Raw genomic sequence first — 16,995 nt, forward strand, 5'->3', positions numbered from 1 at the left:
GGAAAGGACAGCAAATTGGACGCCAGAAAATAGTTTAACGTTGAACAAAACGGGCGGGGGGACGATGGACGAACAGGCAAAGGGTGACGGTCGCGACAATGCGCGGCAGGCGGCGCTGGACTACCACGAATTCCCCAAGCCCGGGAAACTGGAGATCCGCGCCACCAAACCTCTGGCCAACGGCCGCGACCTGTCCCGCGCCTATTCCCCCGGCGTGGCCGAAGCCTGCCTCGAAATCAAGGCCGACCCCGCCACCGCCTCGCGCTACACCGCGCGCGGCAACCTCGTCGCGGTCGTCTCGAACGGCACCGCCGTCCTCGGCCTTGGCAACATCGGCGCGCTGGCGTCGAAGCCCGTGATGGAGGGCAAGGCCGTCCTCTTCAAGAAATTCGCCAATATCGACTGTTTCGACATCGAGTTGAACGAACCCGATCCGGTGAAACTGGCCGAGATCGTCTGTGCCCTCGAACCCACCTTCGGCGCGATCAACCTCGAAGACATCAAGGCCCCCGACTGCTTCATCGTCGAAAAGTTGTGCCGCGAGCGGATGAACATCCCCGTCTTCCATGACGACCAGCACGGCACCGCGATCGTGGTGGGCGCGGCGGCGACCAACGCGCTTCTCGTCGCGGGCAAGCGGTTTCAGGATATCAAGGTCGTCTCCACCGGCGGCGGGGCGGCCGGCATCGCCTGCCTGAACATGCTCCTCAACCTTGGCGTCAAGCGCGAGAATGTCTGGCTCTGCGATCTTGCGGGGCTCGTCTATGAAGGCCGCCACGACCAGATGACCGCCCAGAAAGAGGCCTATGCCCAAGGCACCACCCCCGCCACGCTGGACGAGGTGATTGCGGGCGCGGACCTCTTCCTCGGCCTCTCCGGCCCCGGCGTGCTGACGCCCGCGATGGTGGCCAAGATGGCCCCCCGCCCCATCGTCTTTGCCCTTGCCAACCCCACGCCCGAAATCCTGCCCGATCAGGTCCGTTCTGTCGCGCCGGATGCGATCATCGCGACGGGTCGGTCGGACTTCCCCAATCAGGTCAACAACGTCCTCTGCTTCCCCTTCATCTTCCGGGGCGCGCTGGACGTGGGCGCGACCGAGATCAACAAGAAGATGGAACTGGCCTGCATCGAAGGCATCGCCGCGCTGGCCCGCGCCACGACAAGCGCCGAGGCAGCGGCCGCCTATTCCGGCGAGAAGCTGTCCTTCGGTGCCGACTACCTGATCCCCAAACCCTTCGACCCGCGCCTGATCGGCGTCGTCGCCACCGCCGTGGCGAAGGCCGCGATGGAGTCGGGCGTCGCCACGCGGCCCATCGAGGATATCGACGCCTACAAGCGCAAGCTGGACGGATCGGTCTTCAAATCCGCCCTCATCATGCGCCCCGTGTTCGAAGCCTCGCGCGCCGCCTCCCGCACCATCGTCTTTGCCGAGGGCGAGGATGAACGCGTCCTGCGCGCCGCCCATGCGATGATGGAGGAAACCAACGACATCCCCGTCCTCATCGGCCGCCCCGAAGTGGTGGAGATGCGCTGCGAACGCGCGGGCCTGCCCATCCGGCCCGGTCAGGATGTCCACCTCGTGAACCCCGAAAACGACCCGCGCTACCGCGATTACTGGGGCACCTATCACGACCTGATGGCGCGGCGCGGCGTGTCGCCCGACATCGCGCGGGCGGTCATGCGGACGAACACCACCGCCATCGGCGCGATCATGGTCCATCGCGGAGAGGCCGACAGCCTCATCTGCGGCACCTTCGGGCAGTATCACTGGCACCTGAACTACATCCGGCAGGTTCTGGCGCGGGGCGGCCTGCATCCCGTCGGCGCGCTCTCGCTCATGATCCTCGAGGACGGGCCGCTCTTCATCGCGGATACGCAGGTGAACCCCGAACCGACCCCGCAGCAGATCATGGAAACCGTGATCGGTGCCGCCCGCCACGTCCGCCGCTTCGGCCTTGTCCCCAAGATCGCGCTCTGCACGCAAAGCCAGTTCGGCAACATGGACAATTCCGCAGCCCAGCGGATGCGCGCCGCACTCGAACTGCTCGACGCGCGCGAACCCGATTTCTGCTATGAGGGCGAGATGAACGTGGACAGCGCGCTCGACCAGTCCCTGCGCGACCGCCTGCTCCCGAACTCGCGGATGGAAGGGGCGGCCAACGTCCTCGTCTTCGCCTCGACCGACGCCGCCGCCGCCTCGCGCAACATCCTCAAGATGAAGGCGAACGGGCTGGAGGTCGGGCCGATCCTGATGGGCATGGGCAACAAGGCCCATATCGTCACCCCCGCCATCACCGCGCGGGGATTGCTGAACATCTCGGCGCTGGCCGGAACGCCGGTGACACACTACGGCTAAGCCGTAGGATGGGAAATATTGCCCATCCTACGGCACACGCGAACCCGGCACCGCGCGTCGTCAGGGTGGCGGCCGTCACGCCGGGGTGGCTGCACATATATGTGCGGCCGCCCCGGGGGGGCGGGACGGCCGCCACCCGGGCCTTTTGGGCCCGGGTGATCCCCGCCCGTCGCGCACCACCAGACAAAACCAACACTCGCGCCCCTCCCCACCTGCAAACCGAGTCGCCCCGAACTTTGCAAACCCCGCCCCGCTTCGCTCCCCCGCGCGAAATTCCCAAATATTTGCAAAACTTTGCAGCCCACCCGCACCAAATCTGCAAAACTTTTTGCCGCACCCGCCCCCTGTTCACGGTAACAGCGTTGCGTGAACAGCCCGCCGTCGCGTAACAAACCGCAACTCGTGGAGGAGGGCATACGATGGCATACCGTGAACTCTATGCGAAATGGCAGGCCGACCCCGAAGGCTTCTGGCTCGACGCCGCAGGGGCCATCGACTGGGTGTCGAAACCCACCCACGCGCTGAACGCGTCCCGCGCGCCGCTGTATGAATGGTTCACCGACGCCCGCGTCAACACCTGCTGGAACGCCGTGGACCGCCACGTCATCGCCGGACGCGGCAAGCAGCCCGCCATCATCCATGACAGCCCCGTGACGGGGACCAAACACGTCATCACCTATGCCGAACTTCACGACCGCGTCTCCCGCCTCGCAGGGGCGCTGAAGGCAAAGGGCGTCGCCAAGGGCGACCGCGTCATCATCTACATGCCGATGGTCCCCGAGGCGCTGGAAGCCATGCTCGCCTGCGGCCGCATCGGCGCGATCCATTCGGTGGTGTTCGGCGGTTTCGCGGCCAACGAACTCGCCGTCCGCATCGATGACTGCACGCCCAAGGCCATCATCGCCGCCTCCTGCGGCATCGAACCCTCGCGCGTCGTGCATTACAAACCGCTCCTCGATGCCGCCATCGACATGGCGACCCACAAGCCCGACTTCTGCGTGATCCTCCAGCGCGAACAGGAAGTGGCCAAGCTGATCGAAGGCCGCGACGTGGCGTGGCACTCCTTCCAATACGGCGTCGAACCGGCCGAATGCGAACCCGTGGAAGGCAACCACCCCGCCTATATCCTCTACACCTCCGGTACCACAGGCGCGCCCAAGGGCGTCGTCCGCCCCACTGCAGGCCACCTCGTCGCACTCGCATGGACCATGCGCGCCATCTACAATTGCGGCGTGGGGGATGTGTTCTGGGCCGCCTCCGACGTGGGCTGGGTCGTGGGCCACAGCTACATCTGCTACGCCCCCCTCATCGCGGGCTGCACCACCCTCGTCTACGAAGGCAAACCCGTCGGCACCCCCGACGCGGGCGCCTTCTGGCGCGTCATCAGCGAACACAAGGTCCGCTCCTTCTTCACCGCGCCCACCGCCCTGCGCGCCATAAAGCGCGACGATCCCGAAGGGCATCTGGTCAAGGACTACGACCTGACCAACCTGCAGGCCCTCTACCTCGCCGGCGAACGCGCCGATCCCGACACCATCAACTGGGCCAGCCGCCACCTGAACGTGCCGGTCGTCGACCACTGGTGGCAGACCGAAACCGGCTATGCCATCGCGGCGAACCCCCTTGGCATCGAACAGCTGCCCATCAAGGTCGGCTCCCCCTCCGTCGCCATGCCCGGCTTCGACGTGCAGGTGCTGGACGAAGGCGGCCACCCCGTCGCCCCCGGCCAACTGGGCGCCATCGCCATCAAACTCCCCCTCCCCCCCGGCACCCTGCCCACGCTCTGGAACGCCGAGGACCGCTTCCGCAAATCCTACCTCACCCATTTCCCCGGCCATTACGAAACCGGCGATGCGGGCTATATCGACGAGGACGGCTATCTCTACATCATGGCCCGCACCGATGACGTCATCAACGTCGCGGGCCACCGCCTGTCGACCGGCGCGATGGAGGAAGTGCTGGGCTTCCACAAGGACGTCGCCGAATGCGCCGTCATCGGCATCTCGGACGAGCTGAAGGGCCAATCCCCCTTGGGCTTCCTCTGCCTGAACAAGGGCTGCACCCGCCCGCATGCCGACATCGTCAAGGAATGCGTCACCCTCATGCGCGAAAAGATCGGCCCCGTCGCCGATTTCAAACGCGCCGTCGTGGTGGACCGCCTGCCCAAAACCCGCTCGGGCAAGATCCTGCGCGGCACCATGGTCAAGATCGCCGACGGGCAGGATTTCAAGATGCCCGCCACCATCGACGATCCCGCCATCCTGGACGAGATCCGCACGGCGCTGCAAAGCCTCGGCCTCGCCCGCGCCTGACGGCGGGGATGGGCGAAGCCAGACTGGACAACCCGCCCCGCGCGGGTAGTCTGGAACGCATGATCCGGCCTGCTGCCCATATCACCCACCCCGCCCCGCGGCAGGGGGCGGCATGACCGCCCCCGCCGCGATCGGCCTGCTGGGCGACGGTCAGGCCCTGCGCGACATCCTCGCCCTCGCCGGCCCCGACATGGCCGCGCGCATCCTCGCGCAGGTTGTCACCGATCTGCGCGGCGTCGACGCGACCCTCTCCGCCGCCCTGCGGGACAAGGACCACAGCCTCATCCGCAGCCAGACCCATGTCCTGATCTCGGTGGCGGGCACCATCGGGGCCGCCGGCCTGCACGCGCTGGCGGTCGAGATCAACACCGCCGCCCATGACCGCGCCGCCCGTCGCATCGACAGCCTTGCCGCACCGCTCCTTGCTGATCTGCGCGGCGTCATCGCCCTGCTCGCGGCCCGCCTTCCCGATGCGGGGGCCAGCTGATGCCGCAGACGCCCCTCCTCCTGATCGAGGACACGCCCTCGCTCCAGATGGTCTACCGCTCGGTCCTGACCAATGCGGGCCACGCCGTCCGCACCGCAGGCACCGCCGCCGAAGGGCTTGCCGCCTTCCTCGAAACCGGCTCCAGCGTCATCCTTCTCGACCTCATGCTGCCCGACCGCGACGGGCTCGACCTCATGCGCGAGATGCTGGCCCTCCGCCCCGAGGTCAACGTCATCGTCATCACCGCCAACGGCTCGATCAACAAGGCGGTCGAGGCGATGCGCGCCGGTGCCCACGAATTCCTCGTCAAACCCTTTGACGAGACGCGCTTTCTGGGCGCGGTGGACAACGCGCTCGCCGGTCGCTCCGGCCCCCGCCGCGCCCCGCCACCCGCGCCACGCCCCGTAGTCACGCCCGCCGCCCTTCTGCCCGAAACCGGCGCCTTCGTCGGCTCCTCTGCCGCCATGTCCCGCATCCACGCCAAGATCCGCTCCGTCGCGCGGTCCATGGCCACCGTCTTCATCACCGGCGAAAGCGGCACCGGCAAGGAACTCTGCGCCCTTGCCGTGCATGACAATTCCGCCCGCGCGGGCGGCCCCTTCATCGCGCTGAACTGCGGCGCGATCCCGCAGGATCTGCTGGAATCAGAAGTCTTCGGCCATGTGAAGGGCAGCTTCACCGGCGCCATCTCCGACAAGCCCGGCGCCGCCGCCGCCGCCGATGGCGGCACCCTCTTCCTTGACGAAATCTGCGAGATGGCCCCCGCGCTGCAAACCAAACTGCTGCGCTTCCTGCAAACCTCCACCGTGCAGCCCGTGGGGGCCACCCGCCCGCGCAAGGTCAATGTCCGCATCGTCTGCGCCACCAATCAGGACCCGCTCGACGCCGTCCGCCGCGGCCAGTTCCGCGAGGATCTCTACTACCGCCTATATGTCGTCCCGATCCACATGCCGCCGCTCCGCGAACGCGACGACGACGTGATCGAGATCGCCGAGGCCGCGCTTGCCCGCTTCGCGGCCGAGGAAGGCCGCCGCTTCGACGGGCTCTCGCCCGAGGTGACCGCCCTCTTCCGCCGCCTGCCATGGCCGGGAAACGTGCGCCAGCTTCTCAACGTGATCCGCCATGTCGTGGTGATGAACGAAGGCGGCCCTGTCACCCCCGACATGCTACCCGACATCGTGGCGGACGAGGGCGGCTTCACCCCGCCCCCCGCGACGCTTGCCCCGCTCACACAGGAACCCGCGCTCGACACGCTGGTCGGCCGCCCTTTGGCCGAGATCGAACGCATCGTGATCGAGGCGACCTTGGCCCGCTTCGACGGCTCGGTCCCCAAGGCCGCACGCGTGCTGGAAATCGCACCCTCGACGCTCTACCGCAAACTCGACGGCTGGAAGGGCTGAAGCGCTCCCTGCGGAGCGAATCACCCCTTTCCGCCCCATGGTTAACGCCCCCGCACCCCACCGCGCGTATGCACAGCCTGCGGTACAGCCGCCTGCACAACCCGCGGCACGGCTCCGCGCGCCCTCTGCCGCAAATAAACCGTGCGTCCGCAGGGACTTAGACAAACTGCTCGTTGATCAGCCGCTCTTCCAGCCCATGCCCCGGATCGAACAGGATGCGGTGCCGCACCGCCGGTTCCGACCGCACCTCGACGCTCGCCACCGCCCTGACCGACCCGCGGCTGTCGGCATCCGCCATCACCGGCCGCTTCGCCGCCTCCAGCACCTCGAACCGCACCGTCACCGTCTTGGGCAAAAGCGCCCCGCGCCACCGCCTTGGCCGGAATGCCGCCATCGCCGTCAGCGCCAGCACATCCGCCCCGATGGGCAGGATCGGACCATGGGCCGAATAGTTGTAAGCCGTTGATCCCGCGGGCGTTGCCACCAGCGCCCCGTCGCAGACCAGCTCCTCCATCCGCACCCGCCCGTCGATGATGACCCGCAGCTTCGCCGCCTGCGGACCCGCGCGCAGCAGGCTTACCTCGTTGATCGCCAGCGCCTCGTGCACCACGCCATCCACGCCGACCGCCCGCATCCGCAGGGGGTTCAGCACCGCCTCCTCGGCCTGCGCCACCCGCGCGGGCAGGTCGCCGGGCTGATAGGCGTTCATCAGGAACCCGATCGTGCCGCAATTCATCCCGTAAACCGGCAGGGCCAGCGCCTCGGTCTCGTGCAGGGTCTGCAACATGAAGCCGTCACCCCCAAGGGCAACCACAACATCTGCCTTCTCCAGCGGCACCTGCCCGTAACGGGCCGTCAGCACATGCAGCGCCTCCACCGCCGCCGGCGCGGTCGAGGCCATGAAGGCGATCCGGTCAAACGGCATCTGGCAAAGGCTCCCCGTCCCGCGCACCACTTGCGCCTGCGCCACAGTCTTGCGGGGCGCAGGGCGCGAACTCAACCCCTGCCTGACCGTTCCGATGGGCAACCTTCTTTCCGATCCGTCCATTTATTTCGCAGCGACAGGGTTTGGAGTCGTTTTCTTGCCTTTCCGCATTCGTTCCTTCGCGCTAGATGCAGCGCAAGCCCGCGACCACCGCCTTTGGCACCGCCTTAAGGAGAGCACATGAACGCCCCCCACCGCGACTCCGGTTTCTTCACTGAATCGCTCGCCTCGCGCGACCCCGAACTCTTCGGCGCCGTCACGCAGGAACTCGGCCGCCAGCGGCACGAGATCGAACTGATCGCCTCGGAAAACATCGTCTCGCGCGCCGTGATGGAAGCGCAAGGCTCGGTGATGACCAACAAATACGCCGAGGGCTACCCCGGCAAGCGCTACTATGGCGGCTGCCAATACGTTGACATCGCAGAGAATCTGGCGATCGAGCGGGCGTGCAAGCTGTTCAACTGCGGCTTCGCCAACGTCCAGCCGAACTCGGGCAGCCAGGCCAACCAGGGCGTCTTCCAGGCGCTGCTGCAGCCCGGCGACACCATCCTCGGCATGTCGCTGGATGCAGGCGGCCACCTGACCCACGGCGCCGCGCCCAACCAGTCGGGCAAGTGGTTCAAGGCCATCCAGTACGGTGTGCGCAAGCAGGACCTCGAACTGAATTACGATCAGGTCGCGGAACTGGCGGCCGAGCACAAGCCGAAGCTCATCATCGCCGGCGGTTCGGCCATCCCGCGCGTCATCGACTTCAAGCGGATGCGCGAGATCGCGGATTCGGTCGGCGCCTATCTCCTTGTGGACATGGCACATTTCGCCGGTCTGGTCGCGGCGGGCCTCTACCCCTCGCCCTTCCCCCATGCCCATGTCGCCACCACCACCACGCACAAGACCCTGCGCGGCCCGCGCGGCGGCATGATCCTGACCGACTCGGAAGAGATCGCGAAGAAGTGCAACTCGGCCATCTTCCCGGGCATCCAGGGCGGCCCCCTGATGCACGTGATCGCGGCCAAGGCGGTGGCCTTCGGCGAGGCGCTGCAACCCGGCTTCGTCACCTACCAGAAGCAGGTCGTCGCCAATGCCAAGGCTCTGGCGGACGAGCTGATGAAGGGCGGGCTGGACATCGTCACCGGCGGCACCGACACGCACCTGATGCTGGTTGACCTGCGCCCCAAGGGCGTGAAGGGCAACGCGACCGAGAAGGCTCTGGGTCGCGCCCACATCACCTGCAACAAGAACGGCATCCCCTTCGACACCGAAAAGCCCACCATCACCTCGGGCGTCCGTCTGGGCACCCCCGCAGGCACAACCCGCGGCTTCGGTGAAGAGGAATTCCGCCAGATCGCCCGCTGGATCACCGAAGTCGTCGACGGCCTTGCCGCCAATGGCGAGGATGGCAACGGCGCGGTCGAAGCCAAGGTGAAGGCCGAGGTCGAGGCGCTTTGCCAGCGTTTCCCGATCTACCCGAACCTCTGATTTCCTTACGGAACTTCGCAGGGCGCGCCGTCGCAGGACGGCGCGCCCTTGCATTTGGCGGCCCGCTCAGATCACCCCGGACGAGACCAGACCCAAGCCCAGCAGCATCCCCGCCGCAAAGGCCGTTACCCCGTCGCGCAGCAGGGCCCAGCGCCGCGCCCTTTGCCGCGCGCGGGCATCCAGCCCCTGCAGATGCCGCAGCACCAGACGGTAATCCTGATCGAACCGCAGCGCGTCGCTGTCGCGCATCCCGCCTTCGTCCGCCCTGCGTTCCGCCGCCACGATCCGCGCCCCCGCCGCCCGCACCTCGCGCGGCAAAAGCCGCCGCGCGCGCTGCAACCGCGCCTGAAGCGTCGGCCCCTTGACGCCCGCCCGCTCTTCCAGCACCTCGGCAAGACGGCCGGTCTTCTGCCGCAGGATGATCGCATTTGCCGTCATGGCCGAACCCCGCCCGAAGCCCTTGTGGATTGCGGCAGAATAGCGGCAAGACTGCGGCGGAAAAACCACCCCGCCGGAAACGGCGCGACGGCATGGGGGAAACAATGCTGAACCTGATCCACCACCCTGCCAGTGGCGAACGGACCCATCCCCCGCTGGTGATCGCGCATGGCCTTTACGGCTCGGGCCGGAACTGGGGCGTCATCGCCCGCCGTCTGGCCGATACCCGCGACGTCTGGGCTGTGGATATGCGAAACCACGGCGAAAGCCCCCGCACCGAAAGCCACAGCTACCCCGACCTCGCCGCCGATCTGGCCGAAGTCGCGCGCCATGTCGGCGCGCCTGTCGACCTTCTGGGCCATTCCATGGGCGGCAAGGCCGCGATGCAACTGGCGCTCACCCAGCCCGACCTGATCCGCCGCCTGATCGTGGCCGACATCGCCCCCGTGGCCTACAGCCACGACCAGACCCGCCACATCGACGCCATGCGCGCCCTCGACCTCACCGGCCTGACAACGCGCGGCGAGGCGGACCGCCGCCTCTCGGCCCATATCGACGACCCCTCGCTGCGCGCCTTCTTCCTGCAATCGCTGGACCTCAAGGCCGAAGGCGGCCCGCGCTGGCGGCTGAACTTCGACACGCTGGCGCGCGAGATGCCAAAGATCGTCGGCTGGCCCGGCACCCAAGGCCAATTCGACCGCCCCGCGCTGTTCCTGACGGGGGCGGACAGCCATTACGTCAAACCGGAATATCGCGACACGATCCGCGCCCTGTTTCCCGCCGCGCGCTTTGCGAAGATCCCGGGCACCGGCCACTGGCTCCACGCCGAGAAACCGCGCGAATTCGAGGAAACGGCCCGCGTCTTCCTGAACGCCTGAACCGGCCTATCCCGCCCGTTTCATCCGCGCCATCAGCCCGTCCTTCAGCACGACCTGATGCCAGACCGCCGCCGCCACATGCCCCGCGACCAGCAGGATGAAGACCGGCTTGCCCAGCTCGTGCAGCTCGGCCAGATCCTCGGACCCGCCGAACCACGCCATGAGCCCGACGACCGGCACCCCGATCATCGCGGCATAAAGCGCCCAATGCCCCAGATGCGCCGCCACCCGCATCAGCGGCGGATTGCCCGCGGGCAGGTCCGGCACGCCCCGCCCCAGCCGCAGCCCCAGACGCCACAGCGCAAGGACCAGCACCGCCACGCCCACCCCGATATGGGCCAGCGCGCCCGCGTCATAGAGGGCAGGCCCGCCATGTTCCACCTGCTCCCAAGCGGTCTCGATCCAGTCCTCGAAGACCAGATTGACCGCGATCAGCGGCAGGACGACCCAGTGCAGCGCGATCTGAAGGCGCGAATATCCCTTGGGTGCCATCACACACTCTCCCCGCTCATTCCCGCGCCCGCAGCATGAGAGGCGTCACCCCCAATGCCAGCACCGCCCCCGTCAGCGCCGCCGCGACAAGCCGCTGGGGATCAAGATGCCCCATGGTGACGGTATAGGCCACGCCCGCCACCGACAGGATCAGGGCAAGCGGCAGGAACACGGGCAGACTGTGGCGCAACATGGCAGCTCTCCGGTAGGGCGCGGTCCGTTGCTGCCAAGGTCGCATCCTGCCGCCGCCCGCGCCTTGATCCCTGTCAAATCCGCGGTCCGCGCCCGCCTGACCGCAGTCGCGCGGACAGGCGCGTCAGAACAGGATGTCGTCCAGCGATTCCTCGGCCACCGCCTGCGGGGGCGGGGCAACGGCCGCAGGTGCCGCGCCCGTCCCGACGATCCCGTCATGGATCGCCCGCTCCTGCTGCATGGTGCAGCGCGACCGCAGCCCCGCCAGCAGCTCTGCGGCGGCACTGCCCGCGGCAAAGGGCAGCACCGGATCGGCAAGCTGCATTCTCCGCAGGCCCAGCGACACCGACAGCGTCCGCACATCGGCAAGCGCGATCCGGAACGCCTCCAGCCGTCCGGCGGCCTGCCCCAGCCGGTGGGGCAGTTCCCGCCCCGCCGCGTCAAAGCCCCGCGCCGTCTCGGACACCACGCTGTCGATCTGCGTCATGGCCCCGTTCAGCGCCTCGGCATCCCCGATGAAGCCCGACAGCGCCGTCTCCAGCCGGTCCACGCCCGCCTGTCCCGCCTCGCGCGTGCGCGTCCGCGTCTCGCCCAGATTGACCTGCAACCGCTGCACGATCGCGTCGCTTTCATCGGTCAGCATCCGCAGCCATTGCGCCAGCTCGCGCAGCGACCGCCCCTCCTCGCCCAGCTTGGCGCAGATCAGCACCGCGTTCAGCCCCGACAGACGCACCTGCTGGGCAATCTGGCGGATCGTCGCCTCGTGCTTCAGGATCAGGTCCAGCCGCCCGCGCAGGTCATCCGCGCAGGCCCGCATCGCCACCAGATGCCGCCGCACGCGGCCCAGACTGGCCTCCAGCTGCCCCGGCCCGCTGCCCTCGCCCGCAGCGCCGTCGCGGCCCCGTCCGGCCTGCGCGAAATAGAACACCCGGGCGGCATTCATCGCCTGTTCGGCATTGCGCCGCACCATCTCCAGCGCGGCGACCGAAATGCCCACCTCGTCCTCGGCATCGGTCCGCGCCGCATCGGCCAGACCGCGCGCCAGATCGACCAGCACCGCCTCCAGCGCCGCGTCGCCCGTGCTGCCCGCGGCATCCACCACCTCGCGTACCCGCTCCAGCCGCTGGCGGGTGGAATCCCCCGCCTGAAGCGCCATGATCAGCCGCGACACCTCGGCAAAGACGTCACGCATCCGCTCGGACAGGTCGGCGCTCATCCGCGTCATCTCGGCCCGCCCGTCCTGCACCTTCTGGGCGATGCCCGCAAAACGGCTCAGCGTCGGCAGCACCTGCACCAGCAATTCCTGCCGCAACTCCTGCAGGGCAAGGTCCATCGCCGCCGTATCATGGCCGATGCCCACCATGGCATCCTTGACCTCCTGCAGGATGCCCTCGGCCTCGGAGGCCATGGCCGCCAGCCGCTCGATAAAGGAATTGACCTGCGGGCGCGGCGGCACCAGCCCGTTGCCCTGTATGCGCGCGTTGATCGACACGTTGGAAATCGTCCGCACCACGCGGTCCAGTTCGCTCACCTCGACCCGCACACTGCGGACGGCAGCGCGCAGCCCCTCGCTCTGGCTCAGGAACGTGTCGAAATCGGCGCGGATCACGCCCACATTCCCGAAGGTCTCGGCGATCAGCGACCCGAGCTGGCGGCTCGTCTCCTCGCCCAGCGTCACGTCCAGCCGCGCGAAAAGCGCCTCGGTCCCGCGCAGGATCTCGACCGCGCGCGACAGCCCGTCGCCCGCCTGCACGAAACAGTCCTCGGCAAGGCGCAGCACGCCTGACAGCGCATCCCCGGGGGCCGCGCGGCGCTGCTGGGCGGAAACGGGGGTTGCGATCGTCATGCCTGCACTCCTGTCCTGTGACGGCGGGCAAAGGCCATGATCGCCGCCGCCATCCGGTCCAGCGCGACGCTCTGCACCGCGCTGCCCATCCTCACCGCCTCGCGCGGCATCCCGTACACAACCGAACTCGCCTCGTCCTGCGCCAGCGTCAGCGCGCCTGCCGCCTTCATCTCGCCCATGCAGCGCGCGCCGTCATCGCCCATCCCCGTCAGGATGATCCCCAGCGCATTCGCCCCCGCCGCCGTCGCCGCCGACCGGAACAGGACATCCACCGACGGGCGGTGACGGCTGACATAGGGCCCCTCGACCACGTTGACGCGGTATCCCGAAGGCAGGCGGCGCAGCATCATGTGCCGGTCCCCCGGCGCAATCAGCACCTCGCCCTGTTTCAGCATCGCGCCATCCACCGCCTCGGACACGCCGACCGCGCACAGCCCGTCCAGCCGCCGCGCGAAGGCTGTGGTAAAGCCTGCGGGCATGTGCTGGACGATGGCGATGGCGGGCGCATCCGGCGGCAGCGCTATCAGCAGCGCGCGCAGCGCCTCGGTCCCGCCGGTCGAGGCACCGATCACCACCACGGGCTCGGTCACCGGCACCGGCTTGGACAGGTTCGGCGGCGGCAGCACCTCGTCCGCCGACAGCTTCTGCCCCGGCCCGCGCAGCGCGCCCGGCACGCTGCCCCGCCCGCTGCGCGACTGGCTGGCCGCGCGCAGCGCGTCGCAAATCCGCACCTGCGCCTCGGCCCGCGCGCGTTCATCCCCCGCGCCGGGCTTCAGGATCACCTCCAGCGCCCCCGCCTCCAGCGCGGCAAGGCTCTGCTCGGACCCGCGCGCGGTGAAGCCGGAACAGACCACCACCGGAATCGGCCGCTGCTCCATGATCCGGCGCAGGAAGGTCAACCCGTCCATCCCCGGCAGTTCCAGATCCAGCAGGATCACGTCCGGCAGGTTCGCCTTCATCATCTTCGCCGCGGCAAAGGCATCGGGCGCGGTCCCCATCACGGTCAGCCCCGGGTCCTTCTCGACGATCGACCGCAGCATCGCGCGGGCCGAGGTCGAGTCGTCCACGATCAGCACCTTGACGGGTTCGGATGGGGTGAGGGGCATGTCAGATCTTCTGGAAAATCGTCGGCTTGACCTGCCGCAGGTTATCGTTACGCACCACCATGCTCTCGGCATGGCCCACCAGCAGATAGCCACCGGGCTTCAAATGCCGTGCCAACCGCTCCACCACCCGCTCCTTGTCGTCGGGATCGAAATAGATCAGCACGTTGCGCAGGAAGATCACGTCGACATCGCGGTCGACGGGATAGGTCTCGTCCATCAGGTTCAGATGGCGGAACCGCACATGGCGGCGCAGTTCCGGCACCACGCGCGACTTGCCCGCCACCGACGGATCGCGCGACGACAGGAAATAGCGCCGCAGCAGGTCGGTCGGCACCGTGGTCAACTGGTCGTTGCCATAGATCGCCGCCTCGGCCCGTTCCAGCATCCGCTGGCTGATATCGGTGCCAAGGATGGCATAGTCGAAGGGCAGCCCCTTGCGCCGCGCCTCCTCCAGCACCATCGCCGCGGTATAGGCCTCGGCCCCCTCTGACGACGCCGCCGACCACAGCTTCAGCCGCGCCCGCCGCCCCGCACCGGCCTTGCCCGCGATCTCTCGCGCGATGTGGTCGGCCAGATAGTCGAAATGGTCCGCCTCGCGGAAGAAGCTGGTGGTGTTGGTGGTGATCAGGTCGATCACCGTGCGCAATTCATCGCCGGGCAGCGCCCCGCCCAGCAGCTTTTCAAGATAGGCCTCGGTGTCGGGCAGGCCAAAGGCCATGACACGCCGCCGCAGCCGCTGGTCGATCATCTGCACTTTGCTCGGCGGCAGGCTGATGCCGGTGATGGACCGGATCAGCTCGCGGAATCGGTCGCCATGGGTGGTGTGGTTCGCCGTCTGGGTCATGGGATCAGGCCACGTCGTCCAGATCGGCCGCGGCCAGAACTGGCGCCGCCGCCAGATCGCGGCGGGTGAACAACCGGTCAAGGTCCAGCACGCTCACCACCTCGCCCTTGCAGCGCCCGATGCCCGCGATGGCGCTGCCCGACCATTGCAGCAGCTCCGCCTCTTCCAGCGGGCGCAGCTCGGGATCGTCCAGCGCGGTCACCTCGATCACGCGGTCGGTCTTGACCCCGATGGTCGCCCGCGCTCCGCCATGCGTCACCGACACGACAAGGATACGGCTCTGCGCCGTATCCTCGCCCGCCGGACGGCCCAGCAGCCGGCGCAGGTCGACCACGGGGATATTGGCCCCCCGCAGGTCGATGATCCCCAGAAGATGGGCCGGCGCGTTGGGCATCGCCGCCACCGGGCGCAGGTCAAGGATTTCCTGCACACGGCTGACCGGCACCGCGTAAAGCGACCCTTCCGCGATGAAGGTGACGACGTCCACGCTGCTCATCGCGTCCCCCTCAGGCCGCACGCGTGAAGCGCGCGTCCAGATCATCGCCCAGATCGCCCAGGTCGAAGTCGAAGCCGCCGTCACGCCCCGCAGGCTTGGCCTTGCCGCGCGACAAAGCCGCGCCTGCACCGGCATGGTGCGCGGACTTGCTCCGCACACCCGCCGCAGCGACCGCGCCTTCCTCGACCCGGAAGAACCCGATCGCCTCGGCCAATGCATCGGCCTGGCTCGCCAGTTCCGTCGCGCTGGCCGACAGCTGTTCCGCGGCCGAGGTGTTTTCCTGCGTGACCTTGTCCAGCTGCTGGATCGACATCGAAATCTGCGACGACCCCGTCGCCAGTTCGCGCGACGCCACCGAGATCTCGGTCACGAGCGCCGAGGTCTTCTCGATATCCGGCACCAGCCCCAGCAGCATCTCGCCCGCGCTCGCCGCCGTCCGCACCGTGGAGGCCGACAGGGACGAGATTTCCGCCGCCGCCGTCTGGCTGCGTTCCGCCAGCTTGCGCACTTCCGCCGCCACGACCGCAAAGCCGCGGCCATGCTCGCCCGCCCGCGCCGCCTCGACCGCGGCGTTCAGCGCCAGCAGGTCGGTCTGACGCGCGATCTCCTGCACGATCATGATGCGGTCCGCGATGGTCTGCATCGCCTGCACGGCCTCGGCTACGGCCTTGCCGCTGGCGCGGGCATCGTCCGCCGACTTGGTCGCCATCTTCTCGGTCAGGCTCGCATTCTCGGCGCTCTGCTTGATGTTGGCGGCCATCTGCTCCACCGCAGCCGAGGATTCCTCGGTGGCCGAGGCCTGCTCGGTCGCGCCCTGGCTCAGCTCTTCGGACGTTGCCGCCATCTGGGTCGACCCCGACGCCACGTTGCGAACCGCGCCGTTCACGCTGGTGACCACCTCGCGCAGCTTTGCGACCATGTCGTTCTGCGCGCGCAGCAGGTCCGCGATCTCGTCATTGCCCTTCACCTCGGCCGTCCGGCGCAGGTCGCCCTCGGCAATCAGAGCGGCCATGTCGACCGATTTCTTCAGCCCGCGCGCGATGCCGCTCACGATGAAGAAGGCCGACCCCGTCGCCACCAGCGCCGACACGACGAACAGGATGATCATCTGCATCCGCGCCGACTCGAAGGCGGCCGTGTTCGCCGCCTCGTTGGCGTGGGCACGATCCTTGACGATCATCCGCATGTCGGACAGCGCGGCAACGATCCGCTCCTGCATCGCCTGCGCCTCGGTGTGGTAAAGCGTGTTGGCCAGATCGCCATTCCCCGCCAGCTCGGTCTGCACGATGCGGACCTGCAACTGGAAGGCCTCCTTGTGGATCGCATCGAATTCGTCCACGGCGCGCTGCACGTCCTCTTCGGTCGCCGTCTCGCGCAGTTTCGCGATCAGACGGTCCACCTCGGCCGCCTGCGCCTCGAGCTGCTTGCGAAGGTTGGGGATATGGTCGGCGGGCGCATTGGGCAGCCCGACAAGGATGCGCCCCACGATCGCGCGGACCTGCATCTTGGCCGTGACGATATCTTCGATCTCCAGCAGCTCCTCCACATCCTCGTCCATCGCGCGGGAATAGCTTTCCGCGGCAGTGCCAAGGTTGTGGATTGCCAGAACCGTCGATACCGCCCAGAGCACGAAGATCATTAGGAAGGTGGCGACGAGTCTCGTCTTGATGGTCAGGCGCATGGATTT

15 protein-coding genes are annotated in these 16,995 nt (G+C 68.0%); 6 read left to right on the forward strand and 9 right to left on the reverse strand.

The features are described 5' to 3' along the window. Positions 1-64: 64 nt before the first annotated feature. The 4 genes from GU927_RS06530 (at position 65) to GU927_RS06545 (ending at position 6,555) form a co-directional block, all read left to right on the forward strand. A complete protein-coding gene (locus tag GU927_RS06530; protein WP_161761548.1) occupies positions 65-2,356 on the forward strand; it encodes an NADP-dependent malic enzyme in 2,292 nt (763 codons plus the stop codon). A gap of 419 nt (positions 2,357-2,775) precedes the next feature. Next, the gene (locus GU927_RS06535; RefSeq protein ID WP_161761549.1) at positions 2,776-4,668 is read left to right on the forward strand and encodes a propionyl-CoA synthetase; all 1,893 of its coding nucleotides are present in this window, start codon (positions 2,776-2,778) and stop codon (positions 4,666-4,668) included. A gap of 112 nt (positions 4,669-4,780) precedes the next feature. Then, positions 4,781-5,155, forward strand: coding sequence for a hypothetical protein (locus GU927_RS06540; RefSeq protein WP_161761550.1), 375 nt, complete (start codon positions 4,781-4,783; stop codon positions 5,153-5,155). Beyond that, positions 5,155-6,555, forward strand: coding sequence for a sigma-54-dependent transcriptional regulator (locus GU927_RS06545; RefSeq protein ID WP_161761551.1), 1,401 nt, complete (start codon positions 5,155-5,157; stop codon positions 6,553-6,555). The genes GU927_RS06540 and GU927_RS06545 overlap by 1 nt, the downstream gene beginning before the upstream one ends. A 157-nt stretch (positions 6,556-6,712) precedes the next feature. Here GU927_RS06545 and GU927_RS06550 read toward each other — a convergent pair whose 3' ends face one another. After that, positions 6,713-7,480 carry an NAD kinase gene (locus tag GU927_RS06550; RefSeq protein WP_161761552.1) on the reverse strand — a complete coding sequence of 256 codons (768 nt, stop codon included), beginning with the start codon at positions 7,478-7,480 and terminating at the stop codon, positions 6,713-6,715. Positions 7,481-7,720: 240 nt separating this feature from the next. On the opposite strand from GU927_RS06550, the gene glyA reads away from it, so the two are divergent. Beyond that, positions 7,721-9,016, forward strand: coding sequence for a serine hydroxymethyltransferase (glyA, locus tag GU927_RS06555; RefSeq protein WP_161761553.1), 1,296 nt, complete (start codon positions 7,721-7,723; stop codon positions 9,014-9,016). Positions 9,017-9,082: 66 nt separating this feature from the next. On the opposite strand, the gene GU927_RS06560 is transcribed toward glyA, so the two are convergent. After that, the gene (locus GU927_RS06560; RefSeq protein ID WP_161761554.1) at positions 9,083-9,454 is read right to left on the reverse strand and encodes a hypothetical protein; all 372 of its coding nucleotides are present in this window, start codon (positions 9,452-9,454) and stop codon (positions 9,083-9,085) included. A 104-nt stretch (positions 9,455-9,558) separates the two neighbouring features. Between GU927_RS06560 and GU927_RS06565 the strand changes: the two genes are divergently transcribed. Further along, entirely contained in the window at positions 9,559-10,332 is a 774-nt protein-coding gene (locus tag GU927_RS06565; RefSeq protein ID WP_161761555.1) for an alpha/beta fold hydrolase, read from the forward strand. 6 nt (positions 10,333-10,338) lie between these two features. Here the strand turns inward: GU927_RS06565 and GU927_RS06570 are convergent, their stop codons facing one another. The 7 genes from GU927_RS06570 to GU927_RS06600 all read right to left on the reverse strand — a co-directional run bounded on the left by GU927_RS06570 (position 10,339) and on the right by GU927_RS06600 (position 16,989). After that, the gene (locus tag GU927_RS06570; protein ID WP_161761556.1) at positions 10,339-10,824 is read right to left on the reverse strand and encodes a cytochrome b; all 486 of its coding nucleotides are present in this window, start codon (positions 10,822-10,824) and stop codon (positions 10,339-10,341) included. Between the two features lie 16 nt (positions 10,825-10,840). After that, on the reverse strand, positions 10,841-11,017 hold the full coding sequence (locus GU927_RS06575) for a hypothetical protein (RefSeq protein WP_161761557.1): 177 nt from the start codon (positions 11,015-11,017) through the stop codon (positions 10,841-10,843). Between the two features lie 123 nt (positions 11,018-11,140). Then, positions 11,141-12,862 carry a hypothetical protein gene (locus tag GU927_RS06580; RefSeq protein WP_161761558.1) on the reverse strand — a complete coding sequence of 574 codons (1,722 nt, stop codon included), beginning with the start codon at positions 12,860-12,862 and terminating at the stop codon, positions 11,141-11,143. Further along, the gene (locus tag GU927_RS06585) at positions 12,859-13,968 is read right to left on the reverse strand and encodes a protein-glutamate methylesterase/protein-glutamine glutaminase (protein ID WP_161761559.1); all 1,110 of its coding nucleotides are present in this window, start codon (positions 13,966-13,968) and stop codon (positions 12,859-12,861) included. Before GU927_RS06585 ends, GU927_RS06580 begins: the two co-directional genes overlap by 4 nt. Before the next feature lies 1 nt (position 13,969). Next, positions 13,970-14,812 (reverse strand): CheR family methyltransferase, encoded by an 843-nt coding sequence (locus tag GU927_RS06590; protein ID WP_161761560.1) that lies wholly within the window; start codon positions 14,810-14,812, stop codon positions 13,970-13,972. Positions 14,813-14,816: 4 nt separating this feature from the next. Beyond that, positions 14,817-15,308 carry a chemotaxis protein CheW gene (locus GU927_RS06595; protein ID WP_161761561.1) on the reverse strand — a complete coding sequence of 164 codons (492 nt, stop codon included), beginning with the start codon at positions 15,306-15,308 and terminating at the stop codon, positions 14,817-14,819. Positions 15,309-15,318: 10 nt separating this feature from the next. Then, a complete protein-coding gene (locus GU927_RS06600; protein WP_161761562.1) occupies positions 15,319-16,989 on the reverse strand; it encodes a methyl-accepting chemotaxis protein in 1,671 nt (556 codons plus the stop codon). Positions 16,990-16,995: the final 6 nt, after the last annotated feature.

The sequence above is a fragment of the Paragemmobacter amnigenus genome, assembly GCF_009908265.2.
Lineage (GTDB): Bacteria > Pseudomonadota > Alphaproteobacteria > Rhodobacterales > Rhodobacteraceae > Paragemmobacter > Paragemmobacter amnigenus.